Source organism: Rhizobium chutanense, assembly GCF_002531935.1.
Classification (GTDB): domain Bacteria; phylum Pseudomonadota; class Alphaproteobacteria; order Rhizobiales; family Rhizobiaceae; genus Rhizobium; species Rhizobium chutanense.
Genome location: NZ_NWSV01000015.1, coordinates 106809 through 127236 on the forward strand (window position 1 = coordinate 106809; position 20428 = coordinate 127236).

The 20428-nt window shown below is 63.1% G+C and carries 19 protein-coding genes; 7 read left to right on the forward strand and 12 right to left on the reverse strand.

Annotated features, from left to right (window positions below; translation table 11 throughout):
• Positions 1–45: 45 nt before the first annotated feature.
• The 4 genes from CO666_RS21230 to CO666_RS21245 all read left to right on the forward strand — a co-directional run bounded on the left by CO666_RS21230 (position 46) and on the right by CO666_RS21245 (position 6917).
• On the forward strand, positions 46–711 hold the full coding sequence (locus CO666_RS21230) for a YiiX/YebB-like N1pC/P60 family cysteine hydrolase (RefSeq protein WP_097614167.1): 666 nt from the start codon (positions 46–48) through the stop codon (positions 709–711).
• Between the two features lie 296 nt (positions 712–1007).
• On the forward strand, positions 1008–1901 hold the full coding sequence (locus tag CO666_RS21235) for a protein-L-isoaspartate O-methyltransferase family protein (protein WP_097614168.1): 894 nt from the start codon (positions 1008–1010) through the stop codon (positions 1899–1901).
• Between the two features lie 2565 nt (positions 1902–4466).
• On the forward strand, positions 4467–5546 hold the full coding sequence (locus tag CO666_RS21240) for a YihY/virulence factor BrkB family protein (RefSeq protein ID WP_097614169.1): 1080 nt from the start codon (positions 4467–4469) through the stop codon (positions 5544–5546).
• An 87-nt stretch (positions 5547–5633) separates the two neighbouring features.
• Positions 5634–6917 carry a cystathionine gamma-synthase family protein gene (locus tag CO666_RS21245; RefSeq protein ID WP_097614170.1) on the forward strand — a complete coding sequence of 428 codons (1284 nt, stop codon included), beginning with the start codon at positions 5634–5636 and terminating at the stop codon, positions 6915–6917.
• Positions 6918–6965: 48 nt separating this feature from the next.
• On the opposite strand, the gene CO666_RS21250 is transcribed toward CO666_RS21245, so the two are convergent.
• The 5 genes from CO666_RS21250 to CO666_RS21270 all read right to left on the reverse strand — a co-directional run bounded on the left by CO666_RS21250 (position 6966) and on the right by CO666_RS21270 (position 11643).
• Positions 6966–7379, reverse strand: coding sequence for a cupin domain-containing protein (locus CO666_RS21250; RefSeq protein ID WP_097614171.1), 414 nt, complete (start codon positions 7377–7379; stop codon positions 6966–6968).
• A 45-nt stretch (positions 7380–7424) separates the two neighbouring features.
• Positions 7425–8189: an SDR family oxidoreductase gene (locus CO666_RS21255; protein WP_097614172.1), complete on the reverse strand. Its 765-nt coding sequence runs from the start codon at positions 8187–8189 to the stop codon at positions 7425–7427.
• Between the two features lie 337 nt (positions 8190–8526).
• Positions 8527–9726 (reverse strand): thiolase family protein, encoded by a 1200-nt coding sequence (locus CO666_RS21260; protein WP_097614173.1) that lies wholly within the window; start codon positions 9724–9726, stop codon positions 8527–8529.
• Positions 9704–11224, reverse strand: a complete 1521-nt coding sequence (locus CO666_RS21265; RefSeq protein WP_097614174.1) for a class I adenylate-forming enzyme family protein — start codon at positions 11222–11224, stop codon at positions 9704–9706. Before CO666_RS21265 ends, CO666_RS21260 begins: the two co-directional genes overlap by 23 nt.
• Before the next feature lie 2 nt (positions 11225–11226).
• A complete protein-coding gene (locus CO666_RS21270) occupies positions 11227–11643 on the reverse strand; it encodes an acyl-CoA thioesterase (RefSeq protein WP_097614175.1) in 417 nt (138 codons plus the stop codon).
• A 53-nt stretch (positions 11644–11696) separates the two neighbouring features.
• On the opposite strand from CO666_RS21270, the gene CO666_RS21275 reads away from it, so the two are divergent.
• Positions 11697–12665, forward strand: a complete 969-nt coding sequence (locus tag CO666_RS21275) for a zinc-dependent alcohol dehydrogenase family protein (protein WP_097614191.1) — start codon at positions 11697–11699, stop codon at positions 12663–12665.
• A 58-nt stretch (positions 12666–12723) separates the two neighbouring features.
• On the opposite strand, the gene CO666_RS21280 is transcribed toward CO666_RS21275, so the two are convergent.
• On the reverse strand, positions 12724–13107 hold the full coding sequence (locus CO666_RS21280; RefSeq protein WP_097614176.1) for a winged helix-turn-helix transcriptional regulator: 384 nt from the start codon (positions 13105–13107) through the stop codon (positions 12724–12726).
• Between the two features lie 137 nt (positions 13108–13244).
• Here CO666_RS21280 and CO666_RS21285 point away from each other — a divergent pair, with 137 nt between their 5' ends.
• Positions 13245–13712: a nuclear transport factor 2 family protein gene (locus CO666_RS21285; protein ID WP_097614177.1), complete on the forward strand. Its 468-nt coding sequence runs from the start codon at positions 13245–13247 to the stop codon at positions 13710–13712.
• A gap of 47 nt (positions 13713–13759) precedes the next feature.
• On the opposite strand, the gene CO666_RS21290 is transcribed toward CO666_RS21285, so the two are convergent.
• From CO666_RS21290 to CO666_RS21310, 5 genes are read right to left on the reverse strand one after another with little or no spacing between them, the layout of a single operon-like run.
• Positions 13760–14494, reverse strand: coding sequence for a DUF1868 domain-containing protein (locus CO666_RS21290; protein ID WP_097614178.1), 735 nt, complete (start codon positions 14492–14494; stop codon positions 13760–13762).
• Positions 14495–14514: 20 nt separating this feature from the next.
• The gene (locus CO666_RS21295) at positions 14515–15606 is read right to left on the reverse strand and encodes an ABC transporter substrate-binding protein (RefSeq protein WP_179869738.1); all 1092 of its coding nucleotides are present in this window, start codon (positions 15604–15606) and stop codon (positions 14515–14517) included.
• Positions 15607–15638: 32 nt separating this feature from the next.
• Positions 15639–16463, reverse strand: coding sequence for an ABC transporter permease (locus CO666_RS21300; RefSeq protein WP_097614180.1), 825 nt, complete (start codon positions 16461–16463; stop codon positions 15639–15641).
• Positions 16463–17335 carry an ABC transporter permease gene (locus tag CO666_RS21305; RefSeq protein ID WP_245436826.1) on the reverse strand — a complete coding sequence of 291 codons (873 nt, stop codon included), beginning with the start codon at positions 17333–17335 and terminating at the stop codon, positions 16463–16465. Before CO666_RS21305 ends, CO666_RS21300 begins: the two co-directional genes overlap by 1 nt.
• Complete coding sequence (locus CO666_RS21310; RefSeq protein WP_097614181.1) at positions 17332–18402, reverse strand: ABC transporter ATP-binding protein; 1071 nt, start codon at positions 18400–18402, stop codon at positions 17332–17334. Before CO666_RS21310 ends, CO666_RS21305 begins: the two co-directional genes overlap by 4 nt.
• Before the next feature lie 118 nt (positions 18403–18520).
• Between CO666_RS21310 and CO666_RS21315 the strand changes: the two genes are divergently transcribed.
• Positions 18521–19666 carry an ROK family transcriptional regulator gene (locus tag CO666_RS21315; RefSeq protein ID WP_097614182.1) on the forward strand — a complete coding sequence of 382 codons (1146 nt, stop codon included), beginning with the start codon at positions 18521–18523 and terminating at the stop codon, positions 19664–19666.
• A 12-nt stretch (positions 19667–19678) separates the two neighbouring features.
• Here CO666_RS21315 and CO666_RS21320 read toward each other — a convergent pair whose 3' ends face one another.
• A complete protein-coding gene (locus CO666_RS21320) occupies positions 19679–20146 on the reverse strand; it encodes a response regulator (RefSeq protein WP_097614183.1) in 468 nt (155 codons plus the stop codon).
• Positions 20147–20428 lie beyond the last annotated feature (282 nt).

The following is a 20428-nucleotide window of genomic DNA, read 5'->3' on the forward strand; positions in this document are numbered from 1 at the left end:
ATCAAGACGACGTGATCGAAGGCTCTAAGTGGTTCTGGAGATGGCATGAAGAAGTTGATGGTCATAGCGGCGCTGTTTGGTTGTCTTATCGTTGGAACGGTCTTCGCCACGGCAGGCGGCGATTATCCACCGCTCAAAGATGGCGATCTGATTTTTCAAACATCGACCAGCAGCCAATCGAGCGCCATTATTTTTGCCACCGGCTCCGCCTTTTCGCATATGGGCATCATCAAGAACGACAACGGTGCAATCACGGTCGTAGAGGCCGCAGCAAAGGTTAAGGAAACGCCGTTGAAAGAATGGGTCAATCGCGGCTTATTGAGGCGGGTAGCGATTTATCGCGATCCACGCCTTACGCCTGAAAAAGCGCGGCAGCTCTTATCCTATTCGCGCACGCTTTACGGCAAACCCTACGATCTCTTTTTCTCCTTCAACAACGATGCAATTTACTGCAGCGAGCTGCCCTATCTCGCTTACAAGGCTGTGGGCCTCGATATCGGTCAGACGCAGAAAATATCGGCGCTAAATATCGACAACATGACCGTCAGGAAGCTCATTCAGTCGCGATGGCAGCGCGACAGCGAGTGCACTGAGCGCGGTTACGACTTCGATCAATGCTCTCAATACATCCTCAACCAGAGTCTGGTGACTCCGGTTAGCATCGCCAACGATCCAAATCTTAATATGATTTATTCGAATTATTCGCTGTGACGGCTGTATCCACGACGCGGTTGCCCGTCAAAGCGACCCTGCCCCCAAATCAGCCCCTTTTACTCAGTCGACGGGTTCGAATTCTAAAGCCTCCGCTATATTAAGCGTATGACGTCGCAGCGTAGTTTTCTACAATGGAAGCAAAATCATATTTAACTTCCGTCACGAATAGCCCGGTGTTTGCGGCTGCTGTCCACGCTATCGATGATGATCTGGCATCGATGGATCGATCTGCAGGCACGGACGCGCAAGAAACGGAACGGATCAATGCCCAAAGCCATATCAGGAGATTGGTCATGCCGACTGCGATGTTCACCGCCGAAGAACTTGCGTTGATCCGCCGTGCTTACGCTCACCAGGTGGTGGCAACCGCGGCAACGGCGAGCCCGCGGATCGAAGCGGCCTTTGCGGTCGTCCCCCGCGAAAAATTCCTCGGCGCGCCACCATGGCAGATCGCCAACCTCGGCGGCGGCTATCGCCCTCTGCTCTCCTCCGATCCGGTGCTGGCCTACCAGGATGCGCTGTTCGCCCTGCAGCCCGACAGGGGGGTCAACAATGGCAGTCCGTCGCTGCATGCCCGTCTGCTGACGGAACTGGACGTGCAGATCGGCGATCGTGTCGCCCATATCGGTGCCGGCACCGGTTACTACAGCGCCATTCTCGCGGAGTTGGTCGGCGCCACCGGTCATGTCCATGCCGTCGAGATGGATCCCAATCTGGCCGGCCAGGCTCAAGCGGCGCTTGTCGATCGGGCCAATGTCAGCGTCATCGCCGCCGACGGCAATCAATGGCCGCAACAGGAGGTGGATGCGATCTACGTCAACTTCGGCGTCGGGCGTCCCGCCGCGCCCTGGATCGAACGGCTGCGGCCCGGAGGTCGCCTGGTATTGCCGCTCGGCGTGCCGCGCCAGGGCCGTCCAGCACCTGGCGGCCGTCATGCGGCCCATGGTGCCGCACTTCGTATCGAGCGCGGCGCGACCGGATTTGCGGCGCGCTGGATCGGCAATGCGTATTTCGTCTGCGCCGAAGGTGGATTGACGACCGACGAGAACGAGGTGGACAAGCTGACGGCCGCGTTCAAGCGCGGCGGCATCGAGTTCATCAAAAGCCTGCTCTGGAAGACGGAGCCGCCGATCGGACGCTGCTGGTATGTCGGCGACCAATGGGCGCTCTGCTATGACGGCGCCTGAGCATTCACAGCCGACGGGCTGACGGCGGCGCAGATTGGCGATGCGGGTAATTTGTCGGATCGCCGGCTGTCCGGTCATTTCATGTGAAGGCCTGGTCGACAGGAATGGAGAAACTGGGCCGCGCCTGTTTCGCGATGACGGCGGCTCGCAGAATAAGGAAAGCCCGGCGCGGGAGAGCGGCGCCGGGCTTCGAGAGTGACCGACAGCCTGGGAGGAGGGATGCTGTCCGTCGGACCGAGGAGCTCGGAGGGGGGTAAGCGCCTCGGACCGCCATGAGGTAGTGCCGCATTGCGGCAAATTCAAGCTTGGTGGTTGGGCGGCGTGACGGGCGACGCTTGCGGAAGGTGGAATTGGGCGCGCCGCTGATTATGGTGCGGGCCGGATTCGGCGTGGCGTTGTCCGCGGACAACTGACGCTGGGCGGCCGCCCAATCTGGGTGTGTTCGGCCTCTTGTGCGTCTGCCTCGTCCTTCGAGGCCCCTGCGGGGCGCCTCAGGATGAGGCTCTCTTGAGGGCTGGTTCCGGCGTCTGTGATTGAGCCATAATCTGCAGCGCTCCTCATCCTGAGGTGCCCCGACGATGTATGCAAGGAGCAGCCTTGCGGCGTGTCCTTCGAGGCTCCGGCCTTTGGCCTCCACGCCTCAGCAAGGATGAGGGAGGTTGGGGGTGCCGCGGCTTGGCTTTCGTCTCGCCCGGCAGATTGCCGATACCGGCCCCTCATCCGCCTGCCGGCACCTCCCCGTAACCGGGGCGAGGGGGCCATGCCACGACCTCTCCGTTCCCCCTCCACTTTTGCGAAAGACCCCTCCCCAACCCCTCCCCACAAGGGGGAGGGACTAACCCGGAGCGTCCGCCTCGTTCCACTCGAAACGTCGAAGACATGGAAAACGGGTGCGGCAGGTTAAGCCCCTCCCCCTTGTGGGGAGGGGTTGGGGAGGGGTCTTTCTTGGTGCGCAAACCGAACAGAGATGGTCCTCCGCCCTCCGCCTGCGCATGCTCGCAAAAAGCAAAACAGTTGCTGAGGTGCGCAGGCCGCAGCCACCAAGGACGCGCCGCAGCGCTGCTCCCTGCATTCGTTCGGTGTGGGTGCACTTGCCTCGTCCTTCGAGGCTCTGCGGGGCACCGCAGGATGAGGCTCTCTTGAGGGATGGTCTCGGCCTCTGTGGCAAGGCCATAATCTGCAGCGCTGCGCATTGAGGCGTAGGTTCCGGATGCTCCTATCGAGGGGCGGTCTTCTCCAAGGCTTCTTGTTGAAGGCGGCATTCTCCAGCGCTCCTCGTCCTGAGGGGTGTAGGCCGAAGGCCGGAGCCTCGAAGGACGTGCTCCAGCGTTGCTCCTTGCATTAATTGGGCGTGGGTACACCTTCCTCGGCCTCTTGCGGGGCATTCAAAATGAGACTCTCTCTCTGGGAGTGGCAGGGGCTTCGCCAGTTGTCCGCGGACAATCGGATGATCAACCTCTTGTGCGCCCGCCTCGCCCTTCGAGGCCCCTGCGGGGCGCCTCAGGATGAGGCTCTCTTGGACGCGGGCACCGGCCTCTGCGGCCGAGTCATGATCTGCAGCGCTGCGCATCGATGTGCAGATTCCCAATCCTCTGTGGGTGCTGCACTCTCCGAGGTTCCCCCGTTGCGGGCGACATTCTCCAGCGCTGCTCCTACATTCATTCGGAGAGGGCGTGCCTGCCTCGTTCTTCGAGGCCCCTGCGGGGCACCTCAGGATGAGGCTCTCTTGGGGGCTGGCGCCGGCCTCTGTGGCCGGGCCGCAGTCTGCAGCGCTGCGCAGGGAGGCGCCGATTCCTGATCCTCCGTTGGAGCGGCGCCCACCGAAGTTCCTTATTGGGGGCGGCATTCTCCAAGGCTCCTCATCCTGAGGTGCGTAGGCCGAAGGCCGGAGCCTCGAAGGACGCGCTCCGGCGTTGCTTCTTGCATTCATCGACGAGGGCGCGCCCGTCTCGTCCTTCGAGGCCCCGGCGGGGCGCTTCAGGATGAAGGCTCTCTTGGGGTGTGCGGCATTGCTTCGCCCCTGTTGGCGGGTCGGGGCCGGTCGGTTGTCCGCGGACAATCGGACCATTGGAGGGTCGGGCGGCGGTGCTCGGCGATCAATATTTGGCGGGGATAAACAGAGCCGCCATTGCCGGCCGTTGCCGCCGGCGCTATTGTTGAAGGCGGCGGCGTTTGGTTCGCTTGTCGTGCTTTCGATGCCTGACGCCGGTTTCTGGCGGGCGCGAAAGTCGGATGGGCCGGTCGTTTTCGGCGTCAGAAAGGCGACCGAGCCGCCATTTTGCGGTTCCGGAGCCGTCACTTCGCGGCAGCGCCGACGGGTGTCGAAATTTCCCTCATGCGGCAGTAACGAAACTAAACTGCGAATTCTGTTCCGTATTGCGTGGGAAGATCAATAAAATCAGAGGATTGCCATCTGCGGCGCTCTTGGCTTTCCGCGGCGCTGTTGGCTGCAATCGCCCTTCCCTGCGCTCGAAAGCATACGAGAAAGCAACGGCTTGCATCCTTCTGCGGCACGCCGCGTTATCCACCAGCAAATCAGAGGATGGCAAATCAGAGGATAGGGTAATGGCAGATGTGCTCCGGCTCAAGAGGTTCTCCATCGCCGCCGCGATGATGGCCGCAGCGGTCGGGGCATATGTGCTGATGCAGGCAAGGCAGGCCGGTTCGCCGGCGTTGTCGGCGGAGAGCGGCAGCGCGGAGGACGGTCATGGGCGCAACGCGGCGGTGCCCGAGGCGATCCCCTACCGCGGCCTTCGCGATGTGTTCTGGCGCCTTTACCATGAAGTGCTGGACGACCGGGTCACGCTGATTGCCGCGGGCGTGACCTTTTATCTGCTGCTGGCGCTGTTTCCGGCCATGGCCGCCTTAGTCGCCCTCTATGGGCTGATTGCCGATCCGGTCACCATATCCGAACACCTTCGCGAACTGGCGGTGCTCATGCCGCCCGGAGCCTTCGATCTGCTGGCCGACCAGATCAAGGAACTTGTCAATCGGCGCAACAGCACGCTCGGCATCACTTTCTTCGTCGGTCTCGGCATTGCGCTGTGGAGCACCCATAGCGGCACGCTGGCGATCTTCGACGCGATGAACGTCGCCTATGAAGAGACCGAGAAGCGGGGATTGGTCCGGCTCAACCTGACCGCCCTCTGTTTCACACTGTGCGCCGTGCTGTTGACGATTGTCATGGTGGTGCTCGTCGGGGTGATGCCGGTGGTGCTTTCCTATCTCTGGCTCGATCAATTCAAGGAGCACATGGCGCTTCTCCTGCGCTGGCCGCTGCTTCTGCTCGTCGTCGCGGTGGCGGTGACGTCGGTCTATCGCTTCGGTCCCAGCCGGGCGCCTGCCAAGTTTCGGTGGATGACCTGGGGCGCGGTTCTGACGACGGTCGCATGGGCCGCCATGTCCCTCGGCTTCTCCTTCTACCTCGATCATTTCGCCAATTACAACGCGACCTACGGCACGCTCGGGGCACTGATCGGCTTCCTCGTCTGGATCTGGCTTTCCGTCGTCATTCTCATCATCGGCGCGGAACTCAACGCCGAACTGGAACATCAGACCGCCAAGGATACGACGACGGGACCGCCGCTGCCGATGGGCGCGCGCGGCGCCTATATTGCCGACACTCTGGGCGAGACCGTCAGCTGACCGTTAACGAGCGGCATCGATCATCGCTCCGCCAGCGCGATTTTGATGTTACGTTGTCCTTGGGCAATCCCGACAGAGGAGACGATCATGACGGCCCCGCATCCTTCCAAAACTCATATCGGCAATCATGCACTGCATCCCGAAACGCAGATGCTGAATTACGGCTACGATCCCGAACTCTCGGAAGGGGCGGTCAAGCCGCCGGTATTCCTCACCTCGACTTTCGTCTTCAATTCCGCCGAGGATGGCCGCGACTTCTTCGATTACGTCTCGGGCCGGCGCGAGCCGCCGGCGGGCAAAGGCGCGGGCCTCGTCTATTCGCGCTTCAACCATCCCAATAGCGAGATCGTCGAGGACAGGCTCGCCGTCTATGAGCGGACGGAAAGCGGCGCGCTGTTTTCCTCCGGCATGGCGGCGATCGCCACCACGCTGCTCGCCTTCGTCCGACCGGGCGATGCGGTGCTGCATTCGCAGCCGCTCTACGGGGGTACGGAGACGTTGCTCGCCAAGACCTTCCTCAATCTCGGCGTCGCCGCCATCGGTTTTGCCGACGGCGTCAGCGAGGGTTCGGTGCAGAAGGCGGCGGAAGAGGCGATGGCCAAGGGCCGCGTTTCCGTCATTCTGATCGAGACGCCGGCCAATCCGACCAATAGCCTGGTCGATGTCGCGATGATCCGGCGCGTGGCCGACGCGATCGGCGCAAAGCAGGGACATGTGCCGATCATCGTCTGCGACAACACCCTGCTCGGCCCGGTTTTCCAGCGGCCGATCGAGCACGGCGCCGATATCTCGCTCTATTCGCTGACCAAATATGTCGGCGGCCATTCCGATCTGATCGCCGGCGCCGTTCTCGGCCGCAAGGCTGTCATCAAGCAGGTCAAGGCGCTGCGTGGTGCGATCGGCACGCAGCTCGATCCGCATTCCTGCTGGATGCTCGGCCGCTCGCTGGAAACGCTGCAGCTGCGCATGGAGCGGGCCAACAGCAATGCGCGGGCCGTCGCCGATTTTCTGCGCGATCACCCGAAGGTCGAGAAGGTTCACTACCTGCCCTATCACGATCCGGATTCGCCGGCGGGCCGGACTTTCGCCGCACAATGCAGCGGCGCCGGCTCCACCTTCTCCTTCGACATCCGCGGCGGCCAGCCCGCCTCCTTCAAATTCCTGAACGCGCTGCAGGTCTTCAAACTGGCGGTCAGCCTCGGGGGCACGGAATCGCTGGCGAGCCATCCGGCCGCGATGACGCATTCCGGTGTGCCTGCCGATATCAGACAGCGCATCGGCGTGCTGGAATCGACGATCCGCCTGTCGATCGGTATCGAGCATCCGGACGATCTGATCGCCGACCTGGAGATGGCGCTGCAGGCGGCCTGAGGCGGAGGAGGAAACGATGCCCGGCGGCGCCGGGCATCGGGTGTGACCTCACTTATCGTCGATCGTCAGTTCCTTCTCGTCGGTATCGAGCACGAAGACGGCGAGCAGGCGCGCCGGCTTTGTCTTGCTGGCGTTCTTGCTGACGGCGTGATGATCGCCAGGGAATTCCGGGAAGCTTTCGCCTGCCTTATAGACCTTCTCCGGCCCGTCATTCACCTTGCTGGTGATCGCCCCTTCGAGGACGGTGGCATAGATGAAGGCCGAGGCCGGGTGGGTATGGCCGGGCGACGAGCCGCCCGGCGCATATTCGACGAGCACGCCCTTCATGCTCTTGCCGGGAACATTGGGAAGCTTCTGGTCGAAAACGACGCGAACCTTCGCGTCGCCGCCTGCGGCGTCGGCCTGCGTGCCGGCGGCAAGGGTAATGGCGAGCGCGGCCGCCGAGATCATTTTTCTGAGCATGTCTGTCTCCTCAATTGATGGGAACGGGTCGTCAGGCGCCTGCTATCAGGCGGTCTTTTTCTGGGGCGGCTGGAGGGTCAGCCAGTCGTCGAAGCGAATTCGGCCGAGCCGCGCATTGGCTCCGGTGACGAGCGAATTGTCCTCGAGCTCGACGCCGAAATACTGGGCGTGCGGATCTGAAACCACCTGACGCGGATCGTTGGTCGCCTTGAAGAGGCGCGTAGCAATGTCGGTAAGGCGGATCTTCTCCGGCCCGCCGATTTCGATCGTGCCGTTGACGGGGGCCGCGAGCGCCACCTCGGCCATGACGTCGGCGACGTCGTCCGAAGCGATCGGCTGAATATAGGCCGGCGACAGATGCGTGGTCTGGCCTGATGTGCCCGCCTGGGCGATGCCGGCCATGAATTCGTGAAACTGGGTGGAGTGCACGATGGTGTAGGGAATGCCGGAGGCCTTGATCAGCTGTTCCTGGGCCATCTTGGCGCGCATATAGCCGCTGCCCTGTAGGCGCTCCATGCCGACGATCGAGAGCGCGATGTGATGCTTCACGCCGGCGGCAGCCGCTGCCTTGAGCAGGTTGCGGCCCGAGGTCTGGAAGAATTCGAGGACGGCCTTGTCCTCGAAGGAAGGCGAGTTGGCGAGGTCGATCACCACCTCAGCGCCGGCGAGCGCTTCCGCCACGCCCTTGCCGGTGATCGTGTCGACGCCCGTATTCGGCGAGGCCGGCAGGACGTCGTGGCCCTTCTTGCGCAATCTTTCCACGGTCTTCGAGCCGATGAGGCCGGTGCCGCCGATAATGACGATCTTCATGGGTGGTCTCCTTCTCCTTGCGAGGATTTCCTCTGTTGACTTGCCATTGCTGAACGAGGGCGAGCAGAAACTGCTCGAAGTGCAAAAACCGCGTGAAGCGGCCTCATCGGCCGGAACCGATCGGCAGGAGGATGCGCCGGATCGCGGCTTTGAACCATTCTCCCTCAGTCGCTGTCGGCCTATGCGAAGGTGTAGGGCAGTGCGCGGAAACGGAGGGGATTTGCGTTAGCCGTCATGGCGGGCAAGGGAGACGGTGCGGCATGTCTTCTTCTCCCCGAGGGAGAAGAGGGAATCGGGAGGTTCCGGCAAGCCAAGGGCAATCAATACTGCCGTCTTTTCAGGAAAGCCCGACAGCCTCGAACAGCGCCGTCAGGCCGATGCCGCCGCCGATACCGATCATGGCGAGGCCGGTTGCGGCAGGCGACCAGCGGTCTCCGCGGACCAGCTGACTATATAGCCGGCTAACAAGAATTGCGCCGGATGCGCCGAAGGGGTGGCCGAGGGCGATGGCGCCGCCCTCACGGTTGACCGCGTCGGAAGCAATACCGAGCTGATCCAGCGAGGCCAGAACCTGGGCCGCGAAAGCCTCGTTGAATTCGATGGCGTCGATCTCGGAAAGCAAGAGCCCGGGCTGGCGTTGCAGGAGCTTTTTGGACGAGGCGACCGGGCCGATGCCGAGCAGGTTGGGGTTGACGCCGGCGGCGGCGCTGTCGATGAAGGCAAGGCCCTTTTCGATGCCGAGGCTTTTCGCCATGCCGCGGCTCATGACGAGCACAAGGCAGCCGCCGTCATTCAGTGGGCAGGCATTGCCCGCCGTCACGGAACCGTCTGCCTGGAAGACGGGTTTCAGGTTTGCGAGCGCCTCGAGCGAGGTGGTCGGGCGCGGGCATTCGTCCCGGTCCACCAGACCATGCCCGGTGGCGATCTCGACGATCTCCGGCCGGAGGAGGCCGGCTTCGGCCGCTGCGACGGCAAGCCGGTGGCTGCGCAGGGCGAATTCATCCTGCCTCTGGCGCGAGATGGCGAACTCCCGCGCGACGTTTTCGGCGGCAACGCCCATCTCGGGATCGCCGATCGCCTCAGGCGAAAACCGCGCACGGCCGTAAAAGCGCGGCAGCGCTCCATTGGCTTTCGGCCTTTCCACGCGCCACGGCGCGGTGCTGACGCTTTCGACGCCGCCGGCGAGAAAACACGAGCCGGCTTTCGCCTGGATCAGCCGCGCGGCCAGGATGATCGCTTCCAGCCCCGAGCCGCATTGCCGGTCGATGGCAACGCCGGGAACGGCCATGGGCATGCCTGCATTGAGCGCCGCCAGCCGGCCGATATTGCCGCCGCCGCCCGCGGCATTACCGACCAGCACGTCATCGATGGTATCGGGTGAAACGCCCGTTTCCGCGACGATCCGGCGGATGATCGGGGCCAGCAGGTCTTCGGCTGCAACCGTCGACAGCGCGCCGAAGGCGCGGCCGATCGGCGTGCGGTAAGCGGCGACCACGATCGGCTGCCAATCCTCGTCAGGCTGATAGGCGTAGGACAAGACCGTCTCCCGAAATCACCGATGCCTCTACCTGCCCGCGCGCGATCTTGCCGCTGCTCGTCATCGGCCAGGCGCCGATATGGTGGAATTCCCTGGGGATCTTGAACCTTGCAAGCCTCACCGCGCAATGGTCGGCGAGATTTTTCGCATCCGCCGCCTCGCCCGAGACGACGGCGACGATCCTTTGGCCGTAATAGGCATCCGGCAGCCCGAAGACGACGGCATCCTCGACGCCGGGGCAGGTTTTCAGCGCGCTCTCGACTTCGGCGGGATAGACGTTGTTGCCGCCCGTGATCATCATGCCGCCCGACCGGCCGATCACCCGCAGCATGCCGTTTTCATCGATCTCGCCGAGATCGCCGACCGTCGCGCCCGCCGGGGTGACCCGGAACGCCTGGCCGTCGTCGCCCCAGAGATAACCGTCGGCGATCAGGTCGCTGTTGACGAAGATGGTGCCCGGCACATCGGCGCCGACGTCGTTTTCTTCGGGGTCGCGGATGGAGATTTCGACGCCGGGATAGGCTTGCCCGACCCGGTCGATCGGAAAATCGGTCCCGCCGCCGACAAGTGTGGAGACGGTCATGAAACCAATCTCGGAGGCGCCGTAATATTCGCGGATGCGCGCCTTCGGAAAAAGCCGGCGCATGGATTCGACCTCGTTGAGGTTCAATTTCGCGCCGGCGGTGATCACGTCGCGCAGCGAGGTCAGTCCGGCCTCGCCCGCCCAGGCCCGCGCGATACCCGCGATGTGGGTCGGCACGGCGACCAGCCGTTCTATGTCAGCCGAGGAGAGCATGCGCGCGACCGTGCCGGCATCCCATTTCCCGATCGAATGGAAAGTCGCCCCGGCATCGAGCGCTTCGACCAGGGCGTAGAGCGCCAGCCCATGCGCGAGCGCCCCTGGGCAGAGCGTCGAGGGCGCATCCTGGAGTTCGAAAACAAGGCGCCCGCGGTCGAGGCTCCGGCGCCACTGCTCGCGAGAGCGATAATAGGCCTTCGGCTCGGCTGTCGTGCCCGAGGTGAAGCCGATGAGGAAGATGCCCTCGGCATCGACCGGCAGCTCGTCTCCCCGCGCGAGGTCGAAGGGCTCCGCGCCGACGGTGATGACTGATATGCCGAGCCTGCGGCCGATTTCAGCGCTCGGGCTCGCATCGTCGTCGACGACGAGCACGTCAGGCGCCAGCCGCTCGAGGATGCGCTCGATCCTTTCGGCAGGCATCATCGGATCGATGACAGCGCAAGCATTCGGCAGCGCTGTGGCGGCGACAAAATACTCGGCAAAGGCGATGTGATTGCCGAGGCTGAGGCCTACAAGTTTTTCGACGCCGAGCAGATCGAATGCGCGGGGGTTGGAGCGGGGAAGCGCGTGGAGAAAGCGGTAGATCGCCCGGGCGCGGCTATGGAGTTCGCCATAGTTCAAGGGGTGGCCGTCGATCACGACCGCCGGCTTGTCCGGTCTCTCCGTGGCGTGTCGAAGAAGTTCCTTGTGGATCGGCATGGTCAGCCCTGCGACAAGGCGGCTCTGGTGGCCTCGGGGATCGGGGTCGGGCGGCTGTCGGAAAGGCCGACGCAGACCCAGACGAGGCCTCCCGAGGCGCAATGGGCGCCATCGCGCTGGCGATAGAGCTCGATCGTGAAGGAGAGGCTCGAGCGCCCGATCTTCTCGACATTGACTTTCGCCTCGACGACATCGTCGACGTCGATCGGGCTGTGAAAGGTGATCTCCGCCTTCTTGACGTGGTAGGCGACGCCCGAGGTGGTGTGGCGGAAATGGCTGAGAATGTCGCGGTGGCGCAGGAATTCGACGACCGCATCCTCGCAATAATCGAGATAGACCGAGTTATGGACATGGCCATAGATGTCGATGTCTCGCATCGAGACCCGGAACGATGCTAAAGGCCTGTGGTCAACGCTCATTCGATCACCGAAATTTCGAAGGCGTGTTCTAACCGACTGTGTGGGGGATGCAAATGCAATATCAGGCGGTCGTGCGAAAATTCGGGCCGGCCGAGGAGGTCGTCGGGATCGAACGCGCCGAACTCGCCCCGCTCTCGCGCGACAAGGTGCGGGTGCGGCTGCTGGCGCGCTCGATCAATCCCTCCGATATCATCACCATTTCAGGCGCCTATGCCGGACGCACGACCCTGCCCTTCATCCCCGGCTTCGAAGCCTTCGGCGTGGTCGAAGAATGCGGTCAAGAGGTTTATGGCCTTTCCCCCGGAACGCGCGTTTTGCCGGTGCTGAGCGCCGGCGGCTGGCAGGAGTTCAAGGATACCGATCCGAGCTGGTGCCTTCGCGTACCCGACGCGCTTTCCGATTTCGAAGCGGCGACCAGCTACGTCAACCCGATGACCGCCTGGCTGATGCTGCACAAGAAGATCGGACTGAAGTCAGGCATGCGCATCGCCATCAATGCCGCCGCCTCGTCGATCGGGTCCATCCTGATCGGCATGGCGAATGCTATTGGCGTGGAGCCGGTGGCGATCGTCCGCAGCGAGCAATCGCTTGAGCGGCTCAGCGGCCGGCTTGAGGCTGTCATTATCGACAGGGCGGACGGCGATCTCGCCGCCGGCTTGGCCGGCCGGCACGGGCTCGACGCCGTGCTCGACTGCGTCGGCGGCGCGCGTGCTTCGGTGTTGGCCGATGCGCTGAAACCTCGCGGACATTTCGTGCATTACGGCCTGCTGTCTGGAGAGAGCATCCCGCCCTCCTTCTGGGCATCCCATCCTGATATCGCCTTTTCCTATTGTCATCTCCGCGAATGGGTCCATGCCGAGGCGATGAGCGACGTCCAGCGCGCCTATTCGGAGATCGGCGTGCAGATCGCCTCGAAGGTGATCGCGACCGAAGTGCGGGAGGTGTTTCCGCTGGAAAAGATCGGCGAGGCGCTGCGCGCCGCCCTGCCCTTCCGGACGGGTGGGAAGGTGCTGCTCGCCTGACGTCGGCGCATCCGCCTCGTCCTTCGAGCCCCCTTGCGGGGTGCCTCAGGAGGCTCTGTTAGACTCCGTGCTCACCCGTTTCATGCCGCTGCCGCGCGCGGATGATGGCCGGGTGGTTCTGTTCGGCCCAGCCGATCAAAGCCTTCATCGGAAGCAGGAAGGATCGCCCCATCTCCGTCAGTTCATATTCCACCCGTGGCGGAACCTCGGGATAGACGGTGCGGCTGATGAAGCCGTCCTGTTCCAGATGCCGCAATGTCTTGGAGAGCATCTGTTTCGAAATGTCGCCGATCTCGCGCAGCAGTTCGTTGAAGCGCTTTTTTTCGCCTTCAAGCGCTTCGAGGGTGAGCAGGCTCCATTGATCGCCAATGCGATCGAGCACGCCTCTGATCGGGCAGCCCCCGCCGGGCTGTTGTTTCGGCACGTCCGTTTCCCTGGGCATGCCCTCTCCTTGGTCACCACAGGCTGACCTTGCCACCAAAACCTGCCTTCTTGCCGGGCATGGCGAGGTTTCATAGACCAGCTCTCATAGTCTGCTTTTTAGACTAGATCGCCAATCCATACCAAGGAGTTTGATGCATGACTTTCGGGAAATCGCTTTTCGCACTCGCCATTCTTGCCGGCATTGCCGCGCCGTCAGGCGCTTTTGCCGAATCGGCCGCGCGGGATTTGAAGGTCGAGGAAGCCAACCGCAAGCTGGTGGTGGAATTCTACGACACGTTCTTCAACAAGCATGACGTATCGGCCGCCTCGGTCATCGCCGACGATTACCGGCAGCACAACCCCCAGGTTCCCGACGGCAAGAAGCCTCTGATTTCCTTCTTCACCGGCTTCTTCAAGGACAATGCCCAATCGAAGGCGGAGATCGTCCGCAGTGCCGCCGATGGCGATCTCGTCTGGCTGCATGTGCACGCAACGAACGGCGCCGACGATCGCGGCGAGGCCATCGTCGATATTTTCCGCGTCAAGGACGGCAAGATCGTCGAGCACTGGGACGTGATCCAGGCCGTTCCGAAAGAAGCGGCCAACAAGAACACGATGTTCTGAAGTCGAAGGGGCCGGCTCACACCGGCCCCTTCACCGAAATGTTTGTGTCAGCCACCACTCTGCTGGCGCCGCAGGAAGAACTGGCGATGGAAGGCGAACATGTCGGCGAAGCGGCAGAATTCCGGGGCGCCGAGTTCGAATTCGTCAGGCAGGCCGGACAGCAGTTCGAAGAGCAGCGCCGAAAGCGCGGCCCGCTGCTCTTCATCGGGATGACGGATCAGATAGGCGATGCTGAGGTGGAAGACATAATCCTCATGCCCGGGATGACGGAGCTGAAGCAACTCCGACAGCCGGTCGCGCACCCGCCTGAGACGCATTTCCTCAGCACTCTCGGGCGCCAGCCTGAGCGCGATGCCGTTGACCAGCGGCTGCCAGCCGGCGATGCGCAGGCGGTAGGATGGGGCGCTGCCGAGATCGAAGGCGGAGAGCTTGTCCGCAAACAGCGCGTCGCATTCGGCCAAGGGCACATCGAGGCCGAGATCGTCGGGCCAGAAGCCCGGCTGGCGGACCTGGTCGCAGACGCCTTCGAACACGGTCATGTGCCAGCTCGAAGGCGGCAGCAGCGTGTAGAGGCCGGCAAGATCGCTTATCTCCAGCGCGCCGTAAAGGCTCGATAGCGCGGCGTAGAGCCGGCTCGCCGGGGCGAGATGGCAGATGATCGTATTGCCGGGAAAGGCCCGCACGCTGCCATCGAGATTGAATTTGGTATGGACGCCGGTGGGATCGGCGGGACGAGCGCCAGCCGATGGCTGACGCTCCTGATGCTCGTGAGATCGCTGCATGATATCGTCTTGTTCCCGGATTACTGGCCCATGACGACCTTTTCGAGGAACTGCGCCTTGACGGCGTCGGCCTGCTTGACCGGCAGCCAGTCCACGGCGTTGGCGCGCTGTTCAGCCGGCACGCCGCCGGGAACGGCGGTTGCATCGCTGTTGACGGGGGCAGCCCCCATCTCTTTGGAAAGCAAGGTCTGGGTCTCGGCCGAGGTCAGCCAGTCGACGAAGAGAAGTGCCGCAGCCTTGTGCTTGGCGTTGGCGGGGATGCCGACGACATTGCCGCCGCCGGGCATGCCGAATTTCGGAATGTAGAACTTCATCCGCTTGTCGATCTCGCCCTTCTGCTGCAGGCCGGCGAGATGGTCTTCCCAGGCCGAGACGATCTGGAACTCGCCGCCGTTGAGGCGGGTCAGGCTGTCGGCGTTGGAGGCGGTGAAACCGTAATTCGCCTTGTTGGCGGCAAACCAGTCCCAGGCGACCTGGAAGTTGGCGGCTTCGATATCCTCAGGCTTGACGGTTGCGCGGATCACCGTCTGCAGGAAGGCGTTGCCGGCGCCGCCGCCGCGCGTATCGTTGAAGGCGAAGGCCTGCGGGTTCTCCTTGATCCATTTGGTGAGGTCGTCGAAGCTCTGCGGCAGCTTCGCCGCGTCGATCTGGGTCGGGTCATAGGCAAGACCGGTCTGGTTGCCCCAGAAGGCGACCGCGTAACCCTTGCCGTCGCCGCCATTGATCTTGGTGCGCAGCTTGGCATAGCCGGGCAGGATATCGAGCGGGCCGAGGAAATAGGCCGTCACGTCGAACTTCGGCAGCTGATCGCCGCCGAGCGACATCACGTCGATATCGCCTTCCGCGCGGTCGCGCTCGGCGAGGAACTTGTTCTGGTTGCCGTCAGAGGTGCCGTCGGGAATGGTGACCTTGATCCCGTATTTCTCCTCGAAGCCCTTGCTCAGCTCGCGAAAGCGGGGCTGGAGGAACCAGTTGTACCAGACGACCTCGCCTTCCTGTTTGGCCTGGTCGATGATGTCGTTCCATGGCTTCTTCAGAAGGTCGTCGGCCGCCGCGGCGGGGGTGGCGAAGGCGGCCGCTGCGATCAGCAGCGGGATCAGGCGTTGTGACATGCGATTGCTCCGATGGTTGGACTGGATGGACCTCATCCCTTGCCGCCAAGTGTCACGGCGCCGTTGCTCTTCAGCAGCCGTTCGAAGAGAAGCATGAGGATGATGTTGGGGACGACCAGGATCAGCGACACGACTGCCGCGTTCGGCCGGATGAAATTGTAGCCAAGATAGGAATAGAGGATGGTCGGAACGGTGGTGAAATCGGGCGATCCGAGCACGAAGGAGAGGGCGAATTCCTCGATGCTCTGGATGAAGACGATGACCAGCGCCGCCAGGATTCCGGGCTTCAGCACCGGCAGATAGGCGGCCGAGAAGCGCGCCAAACGGCTGGCGCCGAGATCGCGCGCCGCGTCGATCAGATCCTGACGGACCAGCGAATAGGAGACGGAGAGAATGCGGATCGCATAGGGCAGGAACAGCACGGTGTGGCCGACCACGATGCCCAGGAATTTATTGTAGATGCCGATCCGGTTCAGAAGTGCCGTGAAGAACAGCGCGATGACGAAGCCCGGCAGCACGAGCGGCAGGAGCGCTGTGAATTGCGCGACCGGCTTGCCCGGAAATTCGAGACGGCCGAAGGCATAGGCCGTGGGTGCTGCGAGCAGCAGCGTGGCGCAGGCGACGATCGGCGCCAGCATATAGCTGTTGGCAATCGCGACCGCGAGATTGGTCGTCTCCCACATCTCGCTCCAGCGGCGGAAGGAGAGCTTCTGCGGCAGGAGGTCGGGATAGCTCCAGGCCTTGTCGGGATCGACGAGGGACCAGAGCACGGCCATGCCGAAGGGAACGACGAGCCAGATGATCAGCACCAGGCCGAGCAGGATGGCGAGCAGGCGGTTCCAGGATTTTCCCGACATCACGCTCTCCTGCCGGCAAAGAGGATGTGGGCTGTGGCCGCCAGCAGCAGCGATCCGAAAAGGGCGACGGCCATCAGCACGATCGCGACGACGGCCGCCTCGTTCCATTGGCCGAATTCGTGCTGCACCGTATACATGTACTGGGCGAGCGAGCTGACGCTCGTCGGACCGGCGATCACCTGGAAGGAATAGTCGCCTGCGGCGCCGATGAAGATGATCACGAGTGCCGCCTGCATGGCTTTCAGCGTCAGCGGCAGGGTGATCTTGTAGAAGCGCGCCCAGGCACCGGCGCCGAGATCGCGGGCGGCGTCGATGAGGTCGGTGTGGATCGAGCGCACCGAACCGCCGAGCAGCAGCAGGGCGAAAGGCATGTTCTTCCAGACCTGGAGCAGCATGACGCCGGCGCCGTAGCGGTCGTTCTGCATCCGGAAGGGTTTGGCGATCAGGCCGAGGTCGAGCAGCGCTTCGTTGACGAAGCCGTGGAAGGCGATGAGGTTGACGAAGAGGAAGGCGGCGACGAGGCCCGGCACCATCATCGGCGCCTTGATCAGCGCGCCGAGCGTCAGGGAGCCGGGAAAGGGATTGCGCAGCCAGAGTGCCAGGGGATAGGCGAGCGCCACCGAGAGGACGGCCGAAACCAGCGCGATCTTGAGCGAATAGAGGACGGAAGCGGCAAGCAGTGGGCTCGCGAGCTGTTTGCCCCAGAACGCCAGAGAGAAGCCGCTTTCACCGGCGAAGTTGAAATAGCCGAAGGATTGGGCGACGGCCATGCCGAGCACGGTGCCGACGAGAACAACGATCGGGCCGATCCCGGTCGCAAGCAGCAGGCCGATGAAGACGGCTCGCCTCCAGCTGGCATTGCCCGCCGTCACGTCGCCGCCTCCAGGAAACACAAGCTCGCGGGATCGACGCGGAGCGTCACGGAAGCGCCGATGGCAAGCGGCCGGCGGGTCTGAATGCGAAAGGCGGTATCGCTAGCGCCGCTCTTGACAAGCACGTCGGTGACATTGCCCTGGAAGGCCTGGGCGGTCACTAGGGCCCGGAAGGTGTTGGTTTGCGGTGCCTGCGCCTCCGAAACGATCTCGGCCGCTTCCGGCCGCCAGCAGACGAAATGCTTCGGCGCCTTGGGGTCGCTCTCCGAGCGGATGTCGAATTCCCCGAGATCGGTGCGCACACGCCAGGTCGTTTCACCGGCCAAGCCCAATATATCGGCCTTGAGGATATTCGCCGCGCCGATGAAATCGGCGACGAAACGGGTGGCCGGGCGGTCGTAGATTTCATCAGGCGCGCCGATCTGCGCGATGCGGCCGCCGTTCAGCACGACGATCCTGTCGGACATGGCGAGCGCCTCGGCCTGGTCATGAGTGACGTAGATCGCGGTGAAGCCGTGCTCGGCCTGCAGCGCGCGGATTTCGAAACGCACCTGCTCGCGCAGTTTGGCGTCGAGATTGGAGAGCGGTTCGTCGAACAGGATCACGCCAGGCCGCATGGCCAGGGCGCGGGCAAGCGCCACACGCTGCTGCTGCCCGCCCGAGAGGGCGGACGGCAGCTTCGTGGCATGCGCGGCGAGATCCACCTGTTGCAGGGCGGCTTCGAGCCTCGCATGGCATTCGGCCTTGCCCGCGCCATTCTGCCGGGGACCGAACAGGATGTTTTCGGCCACGGTCATGTGCGGGAAAAGGGCGTAGGACTGGAAACACATGGCCGTGTTGCGGCGCTCCGGCGGCAGCGCGGTGACGTCCTTGCCGTCGATCAGAAAGCGGCCGGAGGTGAGCGGATGGAAACCGGCGATCGCCTTCAAAAGCGTGGTCTTGCCGCATCCCGACGGCCCAAGCAGCGTCAGGAACTCCCCCGAAGCGACGTCGATCGTGATGTCGTCAAGAACCTTATGCCCGTTCGGGAAGGTCTTGCTCACGCCCTGGATGGACAAGCTCGCCAATGTTCTCTCCCGATCGACCTAGTTAAGTTCACGCCGTGCACTTAGATTAAGTGCATGACATGAATATGACAACGGCCTATTCTGGGATTCGCTCGTCTCCTTCGGAAAGTTCGCCCGCTTGCACGCAGATCTGGGACCCCGGCCGCGACCGGTCAGCCTGACCGACATCGAATATGCCGTCCTGCGCCATATCCGCCTGCATCCGGGGAAAAGCCGGACGGAGATCGCGGCAGCGCTCGGCCTGTCGAAATCGATGCTGACCAAGGCCGTCGCTGATTTCGATCGTTTCAAACTGGTCCGCGAGGAACGCGCCACGCTCGATGGCGGCGAACGCGGCCAGCCGCCGCTCCGGCTATCGCTGAACGACGACGCCTTTCACAGCATCGGCCTCTATGTCAGGCAGGGGTATTATGCCGTCACGCGCTCCGACCTCAGCGGCAATATCCGGGAACGCGTGGCGCGGCAGGTTGATGCCGTCATCGAGCCGATCCTTGACGATATTGCCCGGCTGATCGCCGGCTCGCCGTCACCGATCCTCGGCGTCGGACATGCGGTTCCCGCCATCGTCGGCGAGGACGGCACGCTGTTCGAGGTAACGCCGACGCAGGCCGCCCTGCCTTTGCAGGAACTTGCCGAGACGATCAGCGCCCGCTTCCGGCTTCCTGTTTATTGGGACAACGGCGCCTATTGCGTCGCGGCTTTCGAGGCGCAGCGGCCGCGGACCAACCACCGCGGCCTGTTCTATATCACGCTCGATTTCGGCGTCGGCGGCGGTCTTTTCGCCAAAGACGCCGTCTTTCGCGGCGCCCATAACCAGGCGGCGAATATCGGTGCGCTGATCCCCGAAACCGGCGAACGGCCAAGCCTTCCCGATCTTGCCCGGCATCTCGGCTGTCCGCTCGACCAGCTCTCGGATGATTTCCTGGCGCGCTTGTTTCATGACGGGGATAGACGCCTGCTCGACTGGATCGACGATCGCGGCGAGAAACTGTCGAAGCCGCTCGCGACGGTGGTTCAGCTCTTCAATCCCGACGCGATTGTCGTCGGCGGTTTCTTTCCGCGTGAAATCCTGGAACGGCTTTGTGCCCGCGTCGATCTCGGTGCTCTCGACGTGCCCGGCCGCCGGCCGCTGATCAGGCCGACATTGTTGGTGACGCAGCTGCTCGGTCCGGCCGGGCTTGCCGAGGCGGCCTCTCTGCTGCCGATCGCCGCCGAACTGCTCGGGCAGCATCCGCCAATGGCGAACGACCGTCGCCCAAGATAGAGCCGGCTGCGATCAATCGATGCGCGGACGTTCCGATTTCGGCGTCGCTAAGCCGTGTCTGGCAAGCTCCAGCGTCAGCATGCGGGTTTCGAGCAGATTGAAGATGCGTAAGATCGCTTCGATCGCGTCGAAGGGCTTCGTCAAAAAATCCTTGGCGCCGAGGGAAAGCGCGCGCCGGCGCGTCGGCAAGGTCGCATCGGCGGTCAGAACCAGGATCGGCAGGTAGCTATTATCGGGAATGAGCCTTGCGAAGGTTTCCAGCAGGGCAAAGCCGTCGAGATCGGGCATCATCAGGTCGAGAAGGACGAGATCGACGGGATGCTCGCGGAACAGCCGCAGGGCCTCGCGCGGCTCGGTGGTGCTGATCAGCGCCGTAAAACCTTCGCGCTTGAGAATGCGCTCCAGCAGCGAAACATTGGCGGGCTCGTCATCGACGATCAGGATTGTCGAGGCTCGCACGGTGTCGGTGGAATCTGTCATGGACCAAACTTCGTCGAAAGCGATGCTGACCTGATATCAAGAGATGCGGGTAAATCAAAGGTGGCGTTATCCTCGACCCTGTGCGCTGCTGTCCGGTTCGCGCCGAAGCGGTTGCCCCTCACCCTAACCCTCTCCCCGTAAAAACGGGGAGAGGGGACGTGCCAAACGCAACGTCGAGGTTGGAGCGGAGACGTCGCGGCATACCCCTTCGCCCCGTTTACGGGGAGAAGGTGGCGGCAGCCGGATGAGCGACTATCTGGGTTGTCAAGTTGCATATTCGAA

Coding starts and splice junctions, on each gene's coding strand:
- CO666_RS21230 (WP_097614167.1), top strand. CDS start 46: ATGAAGAAGTTGATGGTCATAGCGGCGCTGTTTGGTTGTCTTATCGTT.
- CO666_RS21235 (WP_097614168.1), top strand. CDS start 1,008: ATGCCGACTGCGATGTTCACCGCCGAAGAACTTGCGTTGATCCGCCGT.
- CO666_RS21240 (WP_097614169.1), top strand. CDS start 4,467: ATGGCAGATGTGCTCCGGCTCAAGAGGTTCTCCATCGCCGCCGCGATG.
- CO666_RS21245 (WP_097614170.1), top strand. CDS start 5,634: ATGACGGCCCCGCATCCTTCCAAAACTCATATCGGCAATCATGCACTG.
- CO666_RS21250 (WP_097614171.1), bottom strand. CDS start 7,379: ATGCTCAGAAAAATGATCTCGGCGGCCGCGCTCGCCATTACCCTTGCC.
- CO666_RS21255 (WP_097614172.1), bottom strand. CDS start 8,189: ATGAAGATCGTCATTATCGGCGGCACCGGCCTCATCGGCTCGAAGACC.
- CO666_RS21265 (WP_097614174.1), bottom strand. CDS start 11,224: ATGCCGATCCACAAGGAACTTCTTCGACACGCCACGGAGAGACCGGAC.
- CO666_RS21270 (WP_097614175.1), bottom strand. CDS start 11,643: ATGAGCGTTGACCACAGGCCTTTAGCATCGTTCCGGGTCTCGATGCGA.
- CO666_RS21275 (WP_097614191.1), top strand. CDS start 11,697: ATGCAATATCAGGCGGTCGTGCGAAAATTCGGGCCGGCCGAGGAGGTC.
- CO666_RS21280 (WP_097614176.1), bottom strand. CDS start 13,107: ATGCCCAGGGAAACGGACGTGCCGAAACAACAGCCCGGCGGGGGCTGC.
- CO666_RS21285 (WP_097614177.1), top strand. CDS start 13,245: ATGACTTTCGGGAAATCGCTTTTCGCACTCGCCATTCTTGCCGGCATT.
- CO666_RS21290 (WP_097614178.1), bottom strand. CDS start 14,494: ATGCAGCGATCTCACGAGCATCAGGAGCGTCAGCCATCGGCTGGCGCT.
- CO666_RS21295 (WP_179869738.1), bottom strand. CDS start 15,606: ATGTCACAACGCCTGATCCCGCTGCTGATCGCAGCGGCCGCCTTCGCC.
- CO666_RS21300 (WP_097614180.1), bottom strand. CDS start 16,463: ATGTCGGGAAAATCCTGGAACCGCCTGCTCGCCATCCTGCTCGGCCTG.
- CO666_RS21320 (WP_097614183.1), bottom strand. CDS start 20,146: ATGACAGATTCCACCGACACCGTGCGAGCCTCGACAATCCTGATCGTC.